The 18,174-nt window shown below is 62.0% G+C and carries 18 protein-coding genes; 11 read left to right on the top strand and 7 right to left on the bottom strand.

All coding sequences use genetic code 11. From position 1 onward, the window contains the following. Positions 1-107: 107 nt before the first annotated feature. Positions 108-1,283: a YbfB/YjiJ family MFS transporter gene (locus E0L37_RS01125; protein WP_133489974.1), complete on the top strand. Its 1,176-nt coding sequence runs from the start codon at positions 108-110 to the stop codon at positions 1,281-1,283. Positions 1,284-1,456: 173 nt separating this feature from the next. On the opposite strand, the gene apbC is transcribed toward E0L37_RS01125, so the two are convergent. Beyond that, the gene (apbC, locus tag E0L37_RS01120; protein ID WP_133489973.1) at positions 1,457-2,548 is read right to left on the bottom strand and encodes an iron-sulfur cluster carrier protein ApbC; all 1,092 of its coding nucleotides are present in this window, start codon (positions 2,546-2,548) and stop codon (positions 1,457-1,459) included. Between the two features lie 466 nt (positions 2,549-3,014). Between apbC and E0L37_RS01115 the strand changes: the two genes are divergently transcribed. From E0L37_RS01115 to E0L37_RS01070, 10 genes are all read left to right on the top strand, one after another. Then, a complete protein-coding gene (locus tag E0L37_RS01115; protein ID WP_201303761.1) occupies positions 3,015-4,397 on the top strand; it encodes an ABC transporter substrate-binding protein in 1,383 nt (460 codons plus the stop codon). 24 nt (positions 4,398-4,421) lie between these two features. After that, entirely contained in the window at positions 4,422-5,309 is an 888-nt protein-coding gene (locus E0L37_RS01110; RefSeq protein ID WP_201303762.1) for an ABC transporter permease, read from the top strand. Beyond that, positions 5,306-6,244 carry an ABC transporter ATP-binding protein gene (locus E0L37_RS01105; RefSeq protein ID WP_201303763.1) on the top strand — a complete coding sequence of 313 codons (939 nt, stop codon included), beginning with the start codon at positions 5,306-5,308 and terminating at the stop codon, positions 6,242-6,244. The genes E0L37_RS01110 and E0L37_RS01105 overlap by 4 nt, the downstream gene beginning before the upstream one ends. Positions 6,245-6,311: 67 nt before the next feature. Beyond that, the gene (locus tag E0L37_RS01100) at positions 6,312-7,058 is read left to right on the top strand and encodes a GntR family transcriptional regulator (RefSeq protein ID WP_133489972.1); all 747 of its coding nucleotides are present in this window, start codon (positions 6,312-6,314) and stop codon (positions 7,056-7,058) included. Between the two features lie 8 nt (positions 7,059-7,066). After that, positions 7,067-8,800, top strand: a complete 1,734-nt coding sequence (locus tag E0L37_RS01095) for a fumarate reductase/succinate dehydrogenase flavoprotein subunit (RefSeq protein ID WP_133489971.1) — start codon at positions 7,067-7,069, stop codon at positions 8,798-8,800. Positions 8,801-8,819: 19 nt separating this feature from the next. Next, positions 8,820-9,053, top strand: coding sequence for a ferredoxin family protein (locus E0L37_RS01090; RefSeq protein WP_133489970.1), 234 nt, complete (start codon positions 8,820-8,822; stop codon positions 9,051-9,053). Positions 9,054-9,060: 7 nt separating this feature from the next. Beyond that, a complete protein-coding gene (locus tag E0L37_RS01085) occupies positions 9,061-10,017 on the top strand; it encodes a HEAT repeat domain-containing protein (RefSeq protein WP_133489969.1) in 957 nt (318 codons plus the stop codon). A gap of 30 nt (positions 10,018-10,047) precedes the next feature. Beyond that, positions 10,048-10,371 (top strand): ferredoxin FdxA, encoded by a 324-nt coding sequence (gene fdxA / locus E0L37_RS01080; RefSeq protein WP_133489968.1) that lies wholly within the window; start codon positions 10,048-10,050, stop codon positions 10,369-10,371. Positions 10,372-10,430: 59 nt separating this feature from the next. Continuing rightward, positions 10,431-10,766: a DUF971 domain-containing protein gene (locus tag E0L37_RS01075; protein WP_205655559.1), complete on the top strand. Its 336-nt coding sequence runs from the start codon at positions 10,431-10,433 to the stop codon at positions 10,764-10,766. Between the two features lie 99 nt (positions 10,767-10,865). Further along, the gene (locus E0L37_RS01070; protein WP_133489967.1) at positions 10,866-11,642 is read left to right on the top strand and encodes a ferredoxin--NADP reductase; all 777 of its coding nucleotides are present in this window, start codon (positions 10,866-10,868) and stop codon (positions 11,640-11,642) included. 42 nt (positions 11,643-11,684) lie between these two features. Here the strand turns inward: E0L37_RS01070 and E0L37_RS01065 are convergent, their stop codons facing one another. The 6 genes from E0L37_RS01065 to E0L37_RS01040 all read right to left on the bottom strand — a co-directional run bounded on the left by E0L37_RS01065 (position 11,685) and on the right by E0L37_RS01040 (position 18,070). Then, on the bottom strand, positions 11,685-12,581 hold the full coding sequence (locus E0L37_RS01065; protein WP_133489966.1) for an NAD(P)/FAD-dependent oxidoreductase: 897 nt from the start codon (positions 12,579-12,581) through the stop codon (positions 11,685-11,687). Between the two features lie 27 nt (positions 12,582-12,608). Next, on the bottom strand, positions 12,609-13,058 hold the full coding sequence (locus tag E0L37_RS01060) for an Rrf2 family transcriptional regulator (RefSeq protein ID WP_133489965.1): 450 nt from the start codon (positions 13,056-13,058) through the stop codon (positions 12,609-12,611). 60 nt (positions 13,059-13,118) lie between these two features. Further along, a complete protein-coding gene (locus tag E0L37_RS01055) occupies positions 13,119-14,357 on the bottom strand; it encodes an OprD family outer membrane porin (RefSeq protein ID WP_133489964.1) in 1,239 nt (412 codons plus the stop codon). Between the two features lie 247 nt (positions 14,358-14,604). Further along, positions 14,605-16,029, bottom strand: a complete 1,425-nt coding sequence (locus tag E0L37_RS01050) for a cobyric acid synthase (protein WP_133489963.1) — start codon at positions 16,027-16,029, stop codon at positions 14,605-14,607. An 89-nt stretch (positions 16,030-16,118) separates the two neighbouring features. Then, positions 16,119-16,730, bottom strand: a complete 612-nt coding sequence (cobO, locus tag E0L37_RS01045) for a cob(I)yrinic acid a,c-diamide adenosyltransferase (RefSeq protein ID WP_133489962.1) — start codon at positions 16,728-16,730, stop codon at positions 16,119-16,121. A 17-nt stretch (positions 16,731-16,747) separates the two neighbouring features. After that, entirely contained in the window at positions 16,748-18,070 is a 1,323-nt protein-coding gene (locus E0L37_RS01040; protein WP_133489961.1) for a cobyrinate a,c-diamide synthase, read from the bottom strand. Between the last annotated feature and the right edge of the window lie 104 nt (positions 18,071-18,174).

Raw genomic sequence — 18,174 nt, 5'->3', positions numbered from 1 at the left:
CATTCAGATCAGTGATACCTGGCATCTGTATAAATCATTTTTAGTGATGGGCGGACTCTGCTTAACTGGGCACCTGCCAACGACCGCCCTGAGAACCGGAGCCGCACATGACCACTTCCGCCTCGCCCGCCCGTCTTGTCCTGATGGGGGCCGCCACCACCCTGGCGGGCATAGGACTGGGCCGTTTCGCCTACGCCGCGCAGTTACCCGGGCTGATCGAGGCCGGCTGGCTGAGCGCCCGTGATGCCGGTTTCGTCGGCGCCACCAATCTGCTCGGCTATCTGGTCGGCGCGGTACTCGCCAGCCGTCTGGCCCGCCGTACCAGCCCGGGCGCGGTGATCAAACTTTCCACCTTGCTGATCGCGATCAGTTTCCTGGCCAGCATGTGGCAGGGGCCCGTGTGGTGGTTCAGCCTCTGGCGCTTCGTCGCCGGTGTCACCGGCGCCCTGCTGATGGTGGTGGCGCCCTCACTGATCGCCAGCCAGTTACCGGAATCCAAGCGCAAGAGAGGCACCGCGCTGGTCTTCACCGGTGTCGGCACCGGTGTGCTGATCTCCGCCACCCTGGTCCCGTTGCTGATACAACAAGGGCCGGCACTGACCTGGCTGGGTCTCGGCCTGATCGCCCTGTTACCCGTTGCTCTGGTGTGGCGCCCCTGGCCAAGCCTGCCGAGCGCTCCGCAACAGGGCCATCAGCCTGCCCGGGTCGGGCTGGTGCTGGCCGCCATCTATTTGGCCTACCTGCTGGATGCCGTGGGCTTCGTGCCGCATACCGTGTTCTGGGTGGATTATCTGGAAAGGCACAGAGATTTCAGCACCTGGGCAGCGGCGATGCAGTGGGGACTGGTGGCTCTCGGCGCCATCAGCGGCCCGTTCCTGGTCGGCGCCATCGCCCGCCACGCCGGTTGGCACCGCACCTTGTTCACCGCTCTGGCCTTAAAGGGAACGGCGGTCCTGCTGCCAATGCTGGTACCAGGCACCCTGGTGGTATCGCTTTCGTCCTTTACCGTGGGCGCGCTGATCCCTGGCATGGTCGCCACCACCATGGGCCGCATCGGCGAGTTGGTACCCGCCCATGCGCACGCCACCGCCTGGGGCCGGGCCACCGCCCTGTTCGCCGTCGGACAAGCGGCGGCGGCCTATCTGATGGCTCCGATTTACGCCGGCGCCGAGCACAGCTCTCTGATTTTCATCATCGGCGGCAGCGCCCTGCTCTGCGCCGCCACCTTGACGCTGGCGACACCGCTGTTCGCCAGGCACAAGCCGGTGACGGAGGTGTCCTGAGCGCTGCCTGCTGACATGGATGCAGAGATGGCCACGCGGCGACCGTGGGAGACCAGCTTGCTGGCGAATACCGTTCTTCCGAGGTTGGTGCATTCGCTTGCAAGCAAGCTTCCCACAGCGGCTTCGGACCCCCCTGTGGGAAGCTGCCTTGGCAGCGAATGGCGTGTCGCGTGTCAGCGGTTCTCCACCACAATGCGCGGGAAGCGGGCTTTGTGGTCCAGTGGCCGGCAGGCCAGCCGGCCGGCCAGGGCCAGGGCCACATTCCGATATTGCCGTGCCACGGCGCCGTCCGGATCAGCCAGTATCGACGGCAGACCGGCATCGGCCTGGGTGCGGATACCGATGTCCAGCGGCAGCTGGCCCAGCAGCGGCACCTGGTAATCCTCCGCCATGCGACCACCACCGCCGCTGCCGAAGATCGGTTCCTGATACCCACAGTGGCTACACACATGAGTGCTCATGTTCTCGATCACGCCGAGCACCGGAATATCCACCTTCTCGAACATGCGTAACGCCTTGCGCGCATCCAGCAGGGCAATGTCCTGGGGCGTGGTCACCACCACCGCGCCAGCCACCGGAATCTGCTGGGCCAGTGTCAGTTGCACGTCGCCAGTGCCTGGCGGCAGATCCACCAGCAGATAATCGAGATCCCGCCAGCGAGTATTCTTGAGCAACTGCGTCAGTGCCCGGGTCACCATGGAGCCGCGCCAGATCACCGGCGAATCCTCTTCCACCATGAAACCCGCCGACATGATCTGCACACCGTGACCGATCAGCGGTGTCATTCGTTTGCCATCATCACTTTGCGGCCGCTCATCGACGCCCATCATGCGCGGTTGGCTGGGACCGTAAATGTCCGCGTCGAGAATGCCGACCCGCGCGCCTTCCGCCTGCAAGGCCAGCGCCAGATTGGCGGTAGTGGTGGATTTCCCGACGCCGCCCTTACCCGAAGCCACGGCAATGATATTGCGCACCTCCGGCAACGGCTCCATGCCGCCCTGGACACGATGTGGCCGCACCTGCCATTCCATATCAACGACAATCCGCATCGCATTCGCATGAGCACCCAGATAGTCGATCAAGCCCGCCGCGCTTTCTTCTTTATAGCGGTCCACCGGGAACCCCAGGGACACTTTCAAAGTCGCGACGCCACCGTCCACCGATATGTTCCTGAGCGCTTTGCTGTTGATTAGATCCTGGCCCTGCATTGGTTCTTTCCAATGGTGCAGAAGATGGCGTAAGTGCGTGGTATCCAGAGTTGTCATGGGAGGCGCTCCTGAACGGTCATACCTTTTAAGGCAGCAATTTCCATGCCGCGAAGTGTGCCGTGAACAGAAAAAACGGATATCCATATTTAAAAACATTCTTTGATCTGTTCCTTCGCTCTTTCATACCCTGTTTCGCATCGTCCACCTCGACGATACCGCCTACCCGTCCGCGGGCGGCCCGACATCTCCGACGGGAATCACGCCGCGGCCAGCAACTTGTTCTAGTTGTCGTACCGTTACGCCTCGCCTTGTCCCGAAAACTGGCGTCATCACTGTGCACCTGCCCCAGCAAGGGGCAAGCGCACCTTACGCCCGGATTCCGTCGCAAACACCAAACAAGAAAATTGCCCTTATAAAACATACGGATACGAACAGGCTTTCGAAAACTGGCACGTCTAATGCGTTTTATAAGCAGTGGTGATGTCTTGTTAGTACAAGTGAACTCTCAATGAGGAAACCGGACATGAATCACAAACGATACGGCGTCGCGGCCTGTTTCAGCGTTTTTATCGGGCTTGCTTCGACACCGCTGCTGGCGGAAACCATTCGCATTGGCATTGGCCACCAGAGCATGGTGACCAACACCGTGTCGGGCGGCGTTGTTCTGGAAAAACTGAATCTGATCGAAAAGCACTTACCCAAGAGCGGTAAGTATCAAGACGCGGACTACGACATTGTCTTCAAGGACTACGATTCTGGCCCGCCGATCACCAACCAGATGCTGGCGGGAAAGCTGGACTTCGGTGTCATGGGCGATTACCCGCTGATCGTCAATGGCGCCAAATTCCAGGAAGGCGGCCGCGCCGAAACCCGTTTCATCGCCATCACCGGTTACAACAAGGAGGGCACCGGTAATGGCATCGTGGTGCCGGTGGACTCCCCGGTCCAGTCCCTCTCCGATCTTTCCGGCAAAGCCATTTCCACCCCAGTGGGCAGCGCCGCCTGGGGTATGACGCTCAAGGCACTGCGAGACGAAGGGCTGATCGACAAGGTCACTATTGTCAATCAGTCACCACCAGTTGGCGCCGCCAATATCGCCGCCGGCAAAATCGACGCCCACGCCGATTTCTGTCCCTGGTCCGAGATCATGGAATTCCGCGGTACCGGCCGGAAAATCCACGACGGCCGCCAGGCCGGCGTTCCCACCTTCCACGGCATCGTGGTGCGTGAATCCTACGCTCGGGACTACCCCGAGGTGGTGCAGGCGGTTCTGCAGGCCACCCTCGAAGCACAGCAATGGATTCGGGACGACCCGGTACGTGCCGCCGAACAGGTCGCCGAGTGGACCGGTGTGGAAAAAGAAGTGCTCTATCTGTACTTCAGCAATGGCGGCATCACCACCATGGACGCCAGCGTCAAACCCGCCTGGATAGCGGCCATGAAGTACGATCATGAACTGCTGCAAAAAGAAAAGCAGATTCCGGACCTGAATTTCAACGCCTGGGTGGACGACAGCTATCTGCGTAACGCCTACGCCGCCAGCGGCCTCGACTACGATAAGGCGGTCGCCGCCATGGTCACCCCGATTCCGGATAACCCGGCCTTGCAGCCGGCGGAAATCTGGTACGCCGAAGACGGCGTCAAAGGCTATGACTCCATTGATGCCATGCTGGCCGCCGAACGCGAAGCGGAACAGAACGGCAGTGGTATCAACGCCTCTTATGTCTACGACAAAAACAGTGGTCTGAAGCTGTTCGGGAAAAGCGCCTTCTACGCCCGTAACGGCGACCAGTTGGCCGCGTTCATGCGCCGCCCGGAGGCGGAGGCTTTCGCCGCCGACGGCGAGGTTTTCAGCTACCGGCAAATTCTGCAAAGCCGCAAAGACAACGCGGTCGCCGAACGGTGATGGCGGGTCAGGGAGGAGCGCATTATGAGCCTGAACAATAGTGAAATCGGTGGCGAGGCCGGCAGCCCGGTGATCGATCAGGTCGATACCCCAGCCGCCGACACCGCCACGGCACGCCGCTCGCCGCTACGCCTGCCGGAAACCCTCAGCCGTTATCTGGTACGCGGCCTGGCCCTTCTGGCCGCGCTACTGGTATGGCACTGGGCATCCAGCAGCGGCTTCAATCTGTTCATCAACTTCGAGAACGTGCCCGGCCCATTGGTGGTGGGCCAGGCATTGACGGAAGCGCTGTCCAACAGCGATTTTTACCTGCACATCCTGCACAGTCTGCGACGCATCACCGTCGCCTATGCGGTGGCCGTGGTGCTCGGCGTCGGGCTCGGTATTCTGATGGGCCGCTCCCGTCTCGCCGAAGACATCATCACGCCCTACATCGAACTGCTCAGACCGATACCGGCGGTGGCCTGGATTCCGCTGGCCATCCTGATGATGCCCAGCGAGGAGTCCAGCATCATCTTCATCACCTTTCTCGGTGCCCTGTTTCCGATCGTCATCAACACCGTGCACGGCGTTGAACAGACACCCAAAGTGCTGGTGCGGGCGGCGCGCAGTCTTGGCGCCAGCAACGCCGCCATCCTTCGGCATGTGGTATTGCCCGGCGCACTGCCCAGCATCGTTGCCGGCCTCGCTATTGGCATGGGGGTCGCCTGGTTCTCGCTGCTGGCCGGCGAAATCATCAGCGGCCAGTACGGCATCGGTTACTTCACCTGGTCCGCCTACACCCTGATCCAGTACCCGCAGATCATCATCGGCATGTTGATGATCGGTGGCCTCGGCACGCTCTGCACCCTGTTGATCAAGTGGTTGTGCCGTCCACTGTTGCGCTGGCAAGTACAGGAGAAAGACCGATGAAACCGGCCACCAAATCGACTCCGGAAAGCACCATCCGGGACCAGAGCAGAGCCAAGGAGAACCCCATGACCTCCGCCATCGACATGACCCGGAGGCTGGCGCAACCGCCAGGACGGAGCTCCAGAGCCCCCGGCGGTGAACGTGGCCATATCGAGATTCGTGATGTCTCGGTGGAATTTGAGCGCAGTGGCGACTGGGTTACCGCGGTACACCGCGCCCAGGTGGACATCCGCCCCGGCGAATTCGTCTGCCTGCTCGGCCCGTCCGGCTGCGGCAAATCCACATTGCTGAATACGGTCGCCGGATTCGTCAGCCCCACCCGGGGCGAACTGCTGGTGGACGGTAATCCGGTCAAGGCACCGGGCCCGGATCGCGGCATGGTGTTCCAGCAACATTCCCTGTTCCCCTGGAAAACAGTGCGCGACAACGTGGCGTTCGGTCCCTTGATGTCGGGGCTCGGCCGCAACGAAGCGCTGAGTCTGGCACGCACCTTTCTTGGCCTGGTCGGCTTGTCCGCCCATGCCAATGCCTTTCCTGACACCTTGTCCGGCGGCATGCAGCAACGTGTGGGGATTGCCCGCGCGCTCGCCAACTACCCCAGCGTGCTGCTGATGGACGAGCCGTTCGGCGCTCTCGACGCCCAGACCCGCACCATGATGCAGGAAAGCCTGCTGGATATCTGGAGCGAATTCGGCAACACCGTTTTGTTCGTCACCCACGATATCGACGAAGCGGTGTTTTTGTCCGATCGCATTCTGATCATGAGCGCCAGCCCCGGCCGCATCATCGCCGACATCTCCGTGGATCTGCCCCGCCCGCGCAGCCAGGACCTGCTGACCCAGCCCGGCTTCATGGCCCTGAAACGCGAATGCCTGGATTTGATTCGCCGTGAAACCCTGCGCGCGTTCGAGCAACAGAACGGACAGGCCGGCTGAGATGCTTCATGCCGTTCGCTTTCATGCCTGTAAATGCCATGACCTGTCATAACAAGAGGACAGTACCGTGAGCAAAACCCTGACCCGGCCGCTATCGAACCGGTCACCACAACCGCTGTACCTGCAGATCAAGGACCAGCTCCGGCGGCGCATTCTCGAAGGCGACTATCGCCCCCACGAGAAATTGCCTTCGGAAAGCGAATTGATGAGCGCCTTCGGCGTCAGCCGTATCACTATCCGGCAGGCGTTGCGCGACCTGCATAACGAAGGGCTGGTGTTCAGCGCCCAGGGTAAGGGGACCTTCGTCAGCAAACCCAAGGCGGTGCAGAGCGTGGAGCACTTGCAGGGTTTTGGCGAAGCCATGACCGCGCAAGGCTATGAAGCCTCCGCCCGTTTGCTCAGCATCCAGCAGTTGAAGGCTCCCAAAGCAGTGGCCGCCGCGCTGCGCCTCGCCAGCGGCGAGGACGTGGTGGAAATCACCCGGGTCCGTTTCCTCAACCGTGAGGCGCTGTCCCTGGAACACAGCTATTTCCCGCTGGATATCGGCCGGCGCATGTTCGGCATGGAGCTCAGCGGTGACATTTTTCCGATGTTGGAGAACCTGTTCGCCATTCCCCTGGGTGAGGCCAGCATTCGCATCGAAGCGGCGCTTTCCGATCAGGGCACCCGCGCCCATCTGAACCTGCAACCCGGCGAGCCGGTGCTGCGGGTGGAACGCCTTACCCATGACCGTCGTGGACGCCCGATCGACTTCGAGTATCTGAGCTTCCGCGGCGACTCTTTCAAATATCACTTCCGCGTGGGTCGGAAATAGGAGGAACCATGAACTTCGACGACGTAGCCATCATCGATACCGATGTGCTGGTGATCGGCGGCGGCACCGCCGGTCCAATGGCCGCGGTGACCGTCAAGGAACGTCACCCGGATCTCGACGTGACCTTGCTGGAGAAAGCCAACGTCAAACGCTCCGGTGCCATTTCCATGGGCATGGACGGGTTGAACAACGCCATTGTCCCCGGCCACGCCACCCCGGAGCAGTACGTCAGGGAAATCACCATCGCCAACGACGGCATCGTCCACCAGCCAGCGCTGATGGCCTATGCCCAGCGCTCCTACCCGATGATCGAGAAACTGGATTCCTGGGGCGTGCATTTCCAGAAGGACGAAACCGGCGACTACGACATGAAAAAGGTGCATCACCTCGGCACCTATGTTCTGCCCATGCCGGAAGGCCATAACGTCAAGAAAATTCTCTACCGGCGCCTGCGCCGTCATCGCATCAAGGTGGAAAACCGCTATCAGGCCACCCGTCTTCTCAAGGACACCAAGGGCAATATTTCCGGCATGATCGGTATCAACACCCGCACCGCCGAGCCGATCATCATCCGCGCCAAGGCGGTGGTGATGGCCACCGGCGCCGCGGGTCGCATTGGCCTGCCGCATTCCGGCTACCTGTTCGGCACCTATGAAAACCCGGCCAACTCCGGCGACGGCCACGCCATGGCCTATCACGCCGGCGCCGACCTGGCCAATCTCGAGTGCTATCAGGTCAACCCCTTGTTGAAGGATTACAACGGCCCGGCCTGCGCCTACGTTACCGGTCCACTCGGCGGGTTCACCTCCAATGCTTTCGGCGAACGGTTCATAGAGTGCGACTACTGGTCCGGGCAGATGATGCTGGAGTTTTTCAAGGAACTGGAATCCGGCAAGGGTCCGGTGTTCCTGAAGCTGGATCACCTCGCCGAGGAAACCATTCAGGAGATCGAGACGATTCTGCACACCAATGAGCGGCCCAGCCGTGGCCGCTTCCATGACGGCCGCCACGTCGACTACCGCAAACGCATGGTGGAAATGCACATTTCCGAGATCGGCTTCTGCAGCGGCCACTCCGCCTCCGGCGTCTGGGTGGATGAGACCGGTGCCACCACCGTGCCGGGGTTGTACGCCGCCGGCGATATGGCCTCGGTGCCCCATAACTACATGCTCGGCGCGTTCGTATATGGCCAGATCTGCGGCGAAAGCGCCGCTGACTTCGCGCAACAGCGCGGCCAATTTGAACTGGACAAAAATCTGATCGAGGAAGAACTGGTGCGTCTGCGCGCGCCACTGCAACGGGCCGACGGTATCCCGCCGGAACAGATGGAGTACAAAGTCCGGCGTCTGGTCAACGACTACCTGCAACCGCCAAAGGTCACCCGCCGCATGGAGATCGGCCTGGAACGGATTCTCTCGGTCCGCGATGACCTGCCGCTGCTCAAGGCCGGTGACGCCCACGAACTGATGCGCGCCATGGAGGTGCATTCCATCGTCGATTGCGCCGAGATGGCCGCCCGCGCCTCGCTTTACCGCACCGAGTCGCGCTGGGGCCTGTACCACTATCGCGTGGACTTCCCCGAGACCGACGAGCAGCAGTGGTTCTGTCACAGCCGCCTGTACAAGGACGAGTCCGGCGGGATGGCCAGCGGCACCCGCCCGATTGCTCCGTACATCGTTTCACTCGGCGAAGAAAAGGATGCCTACAACCAGCTGCGTGTAAAAAAAGCCGCCAACGCCTGATTCCGACAAGGAGATTCTCATGCCTATCGCCAATCATCACAGCGCCGTGCCCGTCACCGTCGACGCGGATAAATGTATCGCCGATAAAGGCTGCACCGTGTGCATCGACGTCTGCCCCCTGGATGTGCTCTGGATCGATGAGAGCACCGGCAAGGCCCACATGAAGTACGACGAGTGTTGGTACTGCATGCCCTGCGAAGCGGACTGCCCGACCGATGCGGTCACCGTGAACATTCCCTACTTGCTGCGCTGAGGTGCCCATGAACGTGTTTCACGATCCCGAACTGCGGGAGTTGGCCGAGCGCCTGGCCTCGCCGGATCCCGGCCTGCGCCGCGTGGCGGTGCTGGACCTGGTCGATTGCCCGGAACCGGAGGCGGTGACGCTGCTGATCCAGGCACTCCGGGACCCCGACCCCCAGGTGCGTCAGGAGGCCGCCAAGGTGGTCGATGAATTTGAATCCGAGGATATGGCCGACGCACTGATCGCCGCGCTCAATGACAGCGACGAGGTGGTGCGCAACGCCGCTGCTCATGCGCTCTCTGATCTCAAGGATCCGGCCGCGGCCAAACCGCTACTGGCCGCCCTGGAAGAAAGCCGCGACCCGTTCGTGGTGGCGGGCATTCTGCGGGCGCTGAAGCCCCTGCGCGAACCGGCGGCCCGTGAACCGGCGCTGGCGCGCCTGGAAGCCGGCGATGCCACGATCCGCCGTGAAGCCGTCGGGCTGCTCGGCTGGCTCAAGGAGGAACGCAACCTGCCGGCGCTGATCCAACGCGCCCGCGACGATGACGATGCCGAGGTACGCCGCGCCGCCGTCGGTGCGTTGGTCTACGCCGAGCCGGACTCGGTGGCGGAAGCGCTCCGGCAAGTGGTAAGTGATCCGCACTGGCAGGTGCGGGCCGAGGCGATGAACAGCATCGCCAAGCTCAATCACCAAGACAGCCTGCCGCTGCTGATCGAGGCGACCCGGGACAGCACCTGGCAGGTGCGGGAAAAGGCCGCCGACGCCATCGGCAAACTCGGCCGGGTGGAAGGCATTCCGGCACTGGGCGAGTGCAGCCGCGATGCCATGAGCAATTTGCGCAAAGCCGCCATCGGCGCGCTCGGCGCCATCGCTCACGAACAATGCCGGCCTTACATTCAAACCGCTCTGGATGATCCGGACCCGGACGTTCGCAAACTGGCCCGCTGGGCGCAATCGAAGTTGAGTGCCGCCTGACCGGCGGCCTCGGCCGGCAAGGAGACGACGATGACATTCGTGGTGACCGAGAACTGCATACGCTGCAAATACACCGACTGCGTGGAAGTGTGCCCGGTGGACTGCTTCCACGAGGGGGAAAACTTTCTGGTGATCGACCCGGAGGTCTGCATTGATTGCGCTCTGTGTGTGCCGGAGTGTCCAGCCGGCGCCATCCACGCGGACAAGGAACTGCCCGAAGGCCAGGAAATGTTCGTGGCACTGAACGCGGAGCTGGCGCAGGTCTGGCCGGTACTGGCGGAAGCGTCGGAGCCCCTGCCTGACGCCGAAGCCTGGGAAGGCAAGAGCGACAAGCTGCGGTACCTGCAACGCTGAGTGCACGACAACTTGTCATGACAGGTTATCCCAGGCACTCACTCAATCCGGAGACGACAATGACACATCACAGCGGGATCAATGCCCCGGAGGAAATACGTCTGCTCGACGGCGGTGGCGCTCTGCAACTGCTGTGGGAAAATGGCGAAATCTCCCGCCTCGCCAGCACCGCTCTGCGCCGTGCCTGCCGCTGCGCGCACTGCGAAGCGGCACGGCGGTGCGGCACTGATCTGGTCGACGACGACGTTAGCATCCGAGACGTGGCCATGGCCGACCTCGGTGCGCTGCAATTGACCTTCTCCGACGGCCACGATCGCGGCCGTTTTCCCTGGAGCTATCTTTACCGTCTCGACAACCTTTGCCGCCTCGACAACAACGCGGAGGCGCCACCGTGACACCCACCAGCGGACGCCGGCGCCCGCGTCACTGCGTGCACGCTTGCAACCTCCCCGAAGGGGACCGCATTCAACTTTGTTCGTTATTGGAGGATAGACATGGCTGCCATTGGTAAAGAAAACGTACTGAGTGTGCACCATTGGAACGACACTCTGTTCAGCTTTCGCACCACCCGTGATCAGGCCCTGCGCTTCGAGAACGGGCACTTCGTCATGATTGGTCTGGAGCTGGACGGCAAACCACTGATGCGCGCCTACAGCATCGCCAGCGCCAACCATGAAGAACATCTGGAATTTCTCAGCATCAAGGTACCAGACGGCCCGTTGACGTCCCGGCTTCAGCATTTGAAAGAGGGAGACGCGCTGATCGTCAGCCGCAAACCGGTCGGCACCCTGGTGGTACACGACCTGAATCCGGGCAGGAACCTGTTCCTGCTCGGCACCGGAACCGGCCTGGCGCCCTTCATGAGCATCATCAAGGATCCCGAGATTTATGACCGTTTCGACAACATCATCCTGGTCCACGGCGTCCGTTATGTGAGCGAACTGGCCTATCACGATTACATTCATCAGGCGCTACCCGCACACGAATTCCTTGGCGAGTGCATTCGCGAAAAACTGATTTATTATCCCACCGTGACCCGGGAGCCGTTCCGCAACCGGGGGCGGATCACCACCCTGATCGAAAGCGGCAAACTCACCGAGGACCTCGGCCTGCCGGCACTGAACCCGGAAACCGACCGGGTCATGCTGTGCGGCAGCCCGGCGATGCTGGAGGAACTGACCAGAATGCTGGACGCCCGTGGCTTTCAGGCGTCTCCACATCAAGGGCAGCCCGGCGACTATGTCATCGAACGTGCCTTCGTGGAGCAATAACGCGCCAGCGGGCAAACCACCACAAGCAGCTGGCGTCCGGCGTCAGCCGCTCTCCGGCAAACCGAACAACAAAGCCCGGTGCGCGCCCATGGCCGCCATGGTGCCATCGGCCATGGCCAGCGTCACGTTGCCGGCGGCCCGGGCCGTGTCGCCACACGCGAACACACCGGGCACCGAGGTGGCCTTGACCTCATCGGTGGCGATGATTGTGCCCATGGGAGTGGATTCCAGTTTGCATCCCAATTGTTCCGCCAACGGACCGGGCACTATCTCGGTGGCCACAAACAAACCCACCAGTTCCTTCTCTCTGCCGTCCTTCAACGCCACCGTGGCCCGGTCGCCGGACACCGCCACCACGGCTTCCGTCTCCACCGTGACACCACGCCGGGCCAGATCCTGTTGCTGTTCCTGATCCAAGGTCAACACGCCATTGGTGAAAAGCGTGGTGGGTCCCCACTCCGGAATCAATTGCGCCTGATGCAGCGACATAGGCCCGCTGGCAAGCACCCCGAGCACGCCCCGGTTCAGTTCGTAACCGTGGCAGTATGGGCAGTGAAACACCGAACGCCCCCAACGTTCCTTCACACCCGGCACATCGGGCAAGGTATCGGAAACACCGGTGGCAAGGATCAGGAGGCGACCTCGGAACTGGTCGCCGTCGGCGGTGCCCACTGCAAACCCGTCATCAAGCCGACTCGTGGATACAGCTTCGCCATCACGCCAGGTGAGATCCGGGTAAAGCAGCAATTGCCGCTTCCCTTCAGCGGCGATCTCCCCCGGCGGGCGTCCATCCTGGGCCAGAACACCATGGGCGGCGTCAGCGAAGCGGTTACGGCGCAGTCCGCTGTCGATCACCAGTACCTTGCGACGGGCGCGCGCCAGCGGCAGCGCCGCGGACATACCAGCGTAACCGCCGCCGACAATAATGACGTCAAACATAATAGCCTCCGGCAAAAAATAGCGCGGTCAGGAGGGGCAGTGAGCGTGGTCCCGCTGTTGCAGGCCACGATGAAAATCCCGGCTCAGATCCGCCAGGGTCACATCACGCAACCGGGCCATCAGCACCGCTTCGGCCTGTTGAAGAGCATCGTTCATATGAGCGTTGACTGCTTTTTCCACCAGGCAGCCAGGCGACTCAGTACGGTTTCCCATGGCGAACACCACGGGTTCGCCCAGCGCCACATAGATGTCATGCAGGGTGACGGCATCCAGATCGCAGCACAGACGCCAGCCGCCGCCGTGCCCCTTTACCGAGGTCACCAGCCCCTGCTCGCGCAGTCCGGCAAGGGTACGGCGAATCACAACCGGGTTGGTCTGCATGATCCCGGCAAGGGTCTCGGAAGTAACCGGCCCTTCCACTTCCGCCATGTGCAGAAGCACGTGCAGCACACCTGATAATCTGCTGTCTCTTTTCATGTAACAAACAATATTACATATTGCGCGAAAATACAATCCTGGCGAGTACGGTCCCCGGTGTTAAAACACGTATTGCAGTTGCGGCCGCACCTCGACAAAACGCGCATCGGCCTGGTCGGAACCGATCACGCCGACACGCAGACGCAGCGACAGCCCTTCCAGGCCACCACCGAAGGCATAGCTGATGTCCAGATCCGCCTCATCCGTGTCCACCGCGCCAAGCCGCTGATAGCGGGCATAGCTGACTTGCCCGCTCCAGCGCGGCGAAAACGACTGTTTCAGGCTGATCTTGTAAGCCTGGCCGGCGGCGCTGTTTTCCAGTGTCTGCGTCATCGAGTTGGTGAACAGTGGCCCGGTGGAATAGCTGAACGGCATCGGCAAGGCGCCGCGGCCATAGGCATCGGCGTCTTCCCAGAAGCGGTTCCAGGCCAGCGCCAGAGTCGTGGCGTTCCGTGACAACGACAGTTGCAGCCCGCCACCACGAGCGTTGATCCGATCCGCCAGGGCGTCACCGGCGTCATCCCCGTAAAGTCCTTGCACGCCAAGGTCAAAGGCCAGGCCGCGCCAATCCGCCAGCGGGGTATCCATCCGCACGTAATAGAGAGTGAACAGGTCCGGCAGCGCCATGGCCCAGGCCTGCCACTGGCGCTCCGCCGGTTGATAACGGGCGCCGGCGATCCAGGCGCCTTTGTCACTGTCATCGACAACACCATAACGATCCAGCGCGAACTGGCCGATCCGTTCGAATGCATCGTCCGGGCGGTTCTTGATCCGGCGCAAATAATGCCCGGACAGCTCCAGTCCGTCGATCGCGGTGTTGGCCACCGACAGCGCTTCATAGGTAATTGGAATCAGAAACGCATCGGAGGGATTGGAGAAAGGCGTATCCACTTTCAGTCGCCCGGCCCGCAGCCGATTGCCGGCGCCCTCATACTGCATCCAGGCTTCGCCCAGCACGTCCACGTCATCGGGCAGATTGGCGTTACGCCGGGAGCGCTCTTCGTACTGCAGCCCCAATCCGTTGGAGGTGTAAAATGTGGCGCCGGCGGACACACCGGACCAGGGCGCGGTTTCCGCGTGCAGGCTGCCGCCGAGCGCGAAGGTATGGTTGGCGTCACTGCCGTGTGCGTCCCTGATGTTGTGATAGGCGCGCAGATTGCCGCTGACTTCCCCATCGGAAAACGCCTCCTGAAGCGACTCGGCCTGAGCCAGGGCGAGACCCGGCAGAGCGGCGATCAGCATGGCGGCCGCCAATGGGCCACATCGATTCACAGGATCCGTTCCAGTAAGCCTGCTCATGTTCCCTCCTCGTCAAGATGACTTGTACTAACCGGTCAATACCTTGAAGAAGAAAGACGCAGGCGCCGTACCAGTTTCCATGTCGATCGGGGCAGAAGCGTTTTTTACCGGGAGATGACAACATCGACGGCGAATCGGAGCCGGACTTTCGAAGCACGGTGTTTGCCTCGTCACGGGGCACGATCGATAGGACAAGCGCTCCAAAGGCGCAATCAAACAGAGCCGTTCCAGCACAACCAGGACAAGTTCAGAGCCGCAGCCAGCGGCGCAACAAGGGCGGATTCAAATGCTGTTCGACACTGTCCGCCAGACGATCCAGAACCGCTTGCCGGTGTTGCTCATGATCCGCTGTGCTCTCCTGCCGTGGCCGCAATAACGCATCGCACACGCCAGCCCGATCAAACAAGCCATGCAGGTAGCCGCCCATCACCTGGCCGTCGTCACTGACCGCGCCGTCCATGCGACCACCCACATCGAACAACGGCCGTTGCAGCGCCGGCCCGCCAGTGACGCCATTGTGGATTTCATAACCGGCTACGGCTTCACCACCAGGCAGCAAACGTGCCCCCACCTGCCGCAGTTGCTTGCCAGCCACCAGGGTGGTTTCCATATCCAGCAGCCCCAGTCCATCACTACTGCCGGGACGCCCCTCAATACCGTCCGGATCATGTATCGCCTTGCCCAACATCTGGAAGCCGCCACAGATACCCAATATGCGCCCGCCATAACGCAGATGACGCTGCAAATAAGGCTCCCAGCCTTGCTCCCGCAACCAGTGAAGATCGGCGCGAGTATGCTTGCTGCCCGGCAGAATCACCCAGTCGGCTGGCGGCGGTGTTTGCCCCGGCCCGACCAGATACAGGGCAATACCGGGATGCAGGCGCAGCGGATCCAGATCATTGTGGTTACTGATGCGGGGAAAGACCGGCACCACCACGTTCAATGCTTCACCGACATGCTCACCGGCGTCGGCCACCGCGTCTTCCGCGTCCAGCAACAGGCCATGCAGATAAGGCAGCACGCCGAGTACCGGTTTGCCGGTGCGTTGCTCCAGCCAGTCCAGGCCGCTTTGCAACAGCGCCGGGTCTCCGCGAAAACGATTGATGACAAAGCCGACCACACGTTCCCGTTCGCTTTCAGAAAGCAGCTCCAGCGTGCCCACCAACTGCGCGAAAACACCACCCCGGTCAATGTCCGCCACCAGAATCACCGGGCAATCCACCGCCTCGGCAAAACCCATGTTGGCGATGTCGTTCTCACGCAGGTTGATCTCCGCCGGACTGCCGGCGCCTTCCGCGATGATGATCGGATAGCGTGCGGACAGATCATGCCAGGCCGCCAGCACCGCTTCCCGGGCAGTGGTTTTGTATTCGTGATAGGCGATGGCGTCCATGTTGCCGAGCACCCGTCCGCGCAGGATCACCTGGGCACCACGATCGGTCTGCGGCTTGAGCAATACCGGGTTCATATCACTGTGCGGTTCAAGACCACAGGCCAGCGCCTGCAACGCGGTGGAGCGCCCGATCTCGCCACCGTCCCCGGTCACCGCGCTGTTCAACGCCATGTTTTGCGGCTTGAACGGGGCCACCGCCACCCCCTGCCGCGCCAGCCAGCGGCACAACGCCGCCACCACCGTGCTTTTTCCGGCATCCGAAGTCGTGCCTTGCACCATTAAAGTCAGTTGACAGTTGACAGTGGATAGTTGACAGCTACTGCCAGGATTTTCGCTGTCAACTTTCAACTGTCCACTATCAACTTTCTTCACAGCTCTATGCCTTTCTGCGCCTTCACGCCAAGATCCTTGAACGCGTGCTTCACCACTTTCATTTCGGTGACGGTGTCGGCCAGTTCGATCAGCGGCTTAGGTGCGTAACGGCCGGTGACCACCACGTGCTGCATTTCCGGGCGGTCCTGCAGGTCATCCAGTACGGTGTCCAGATCCAGGTACTGGTAACGCAGCGCGATGTTCAGTTCATCCAGCACCACCAGCTTGTAGTCCGGGTCACGCAGCATGCGGCGCGCCTCGGCCCAGGCGGCTTTGGCGGCGGCCACATCGCGTTCGCGATCCTGGGTGTCCCAGGTGTAGCCCTCTCCCATGACGTGGTAGTCCACCAGCGGCTGCGCACGGAAGAAGCGCTCCTCGCCGGTTTTGAACGCCCCTTTGATAAACTGCACCACACCCACTTTCATGTCGTGGCCCAGGGCGCGCGCCGCCATACCGAAAGCGGAACTGCTTTTGCCCTTGCCGGGGCCAGTCAGCACCAGCAACACACCCTGGTTGTTCTGTGCCCGGGCGATTCGTTCCTGCATGATTTTTTGCTTTTTCGCCATGCGTTCGGCATGGCGGTGCGGGGTTTTGGCGTCTTCACGCATGATCCGTCTCCCTGCTTTCAATGATCGGACATTTTGCCTGCAAACAATGCCGCCACCGCTTCCGGCGCCGACGGGAAATAGCCGTGAAAGTAACTGGCGGTCAGAGTGCCTTCACGGAACACCGGCTCCCCGCCAGTGCCGCTTTGTTTTTCACTATGCTGATCCGGCACACGTGGCGTTTCCAACCTGGAGTAGTGGAAGGTATGCCCACGCAACTGCCCTTGTGGCAATGACAACGCGTGCAACCCCAGCCCCTGCAAGCGCCCCATCATCAGTGCTTCGCCGGGCAGCAGGCCCAGCATGGAATGGCGCCAGCCCTTATTGTCCACCAGTGTCTCCATGCAATACATCAGCCCGCCGCACTCCGCCAGGATCGGCTTGCCTTGACGATGGTGGTCACGGATCGACGCCCGCATGGCCAGGTTCGAGGATAACGCGCCGCCATGCTGTTCCGGGTAGCCGCCGGGCAGCCAGAGCGCCTCCGCCTCCGGCATCCCCCGATCGTGCAGGGGCGAAAAGAACCGGAGCTCGGCGCCCATGGCGGTGAGCAAGTCCAGGTTGGCCTGATAGAGAAAACCGAAGGCGGCATCCCTGGCCACCGCGATGCGGCGCCCGGCCAACAGCGCCGCCGGCGGCGGCGGACAATCGGCATTCAACGTGACTTCCTCCGGCAGGCGATCCAGGCCGGCCTCCGCCAGCACCGCCGCCACCGCATCCAGACGCCGGTCCAGATCGGTCAGTTCCTCCGCCTGCACCAAACCCAGATGCCGCTCCGGTAAAGCCAGATCGGAATGACGGGGCACCGCACCCAGCAACGACAGATCCGCCGGCAAACCTTCCGCCAGCATTTCACCATGACGGGGACTGCCGATGCGATTGGCGATCACCTGCCGCAGTCTCAACCCGGGACGGAACCTCGCCAGCCCCTGGGCCAGTGCGGCGAATGTCTGCGCCATGCCGGCCGCATCGATGACCGGAATCACCGGCAGGTCGCACATCCGTGCCAGATCGGCACTGGAAGGCGAGCCATCGAACAGGCCCATGGCCCCTTCCACCAGCACCAGGTCCGCCTCACGGGCGGCCTCGGCGAGACGCCAGCGGCATTCCGCCTCGCCGGTCATCCACGGCTGCAGTTGGTACACCGGCGCGCCGCTGGCGCGGGCCAGGATCATCGGGTCGAGATAATCCGGACCAAACTTGAATACCCGCACACGACGGCCGGCGTTGCGGTGCAGGCGCGCCAGGCCGGCGGTGATCAGGGACTTGCCCTGCCCCGATCCGGGTGCACTGATCAGAGCGGCGGGCGCGCGGCCCTCCACTCGGGAAACCGCTTGTGTCATGGATGGCGGTCCTTATGTCATGGCTGCCCCGCGATTATGGGTCTGGCCACTTACACGCAACACGCTGGCACCTTCTTTAAGGATCACCTCGAAGCCACCGTGGG

Source organism: Alcanivorax sp. 24, assembly GCF_004360225.1.
GTDB lineage: Bacteria > Pseudomonadota > Gammaproteobacteria > Pseudomonadales > Alcanivoracaceae > Alloalcanivorax > Alloalcanivorax xiamenensis.
The sequence above is the reverse complement of the archived record's forward strand: the minus strand, read 5'-3'. Positions and strand labels throughout refer to the sequence as shown.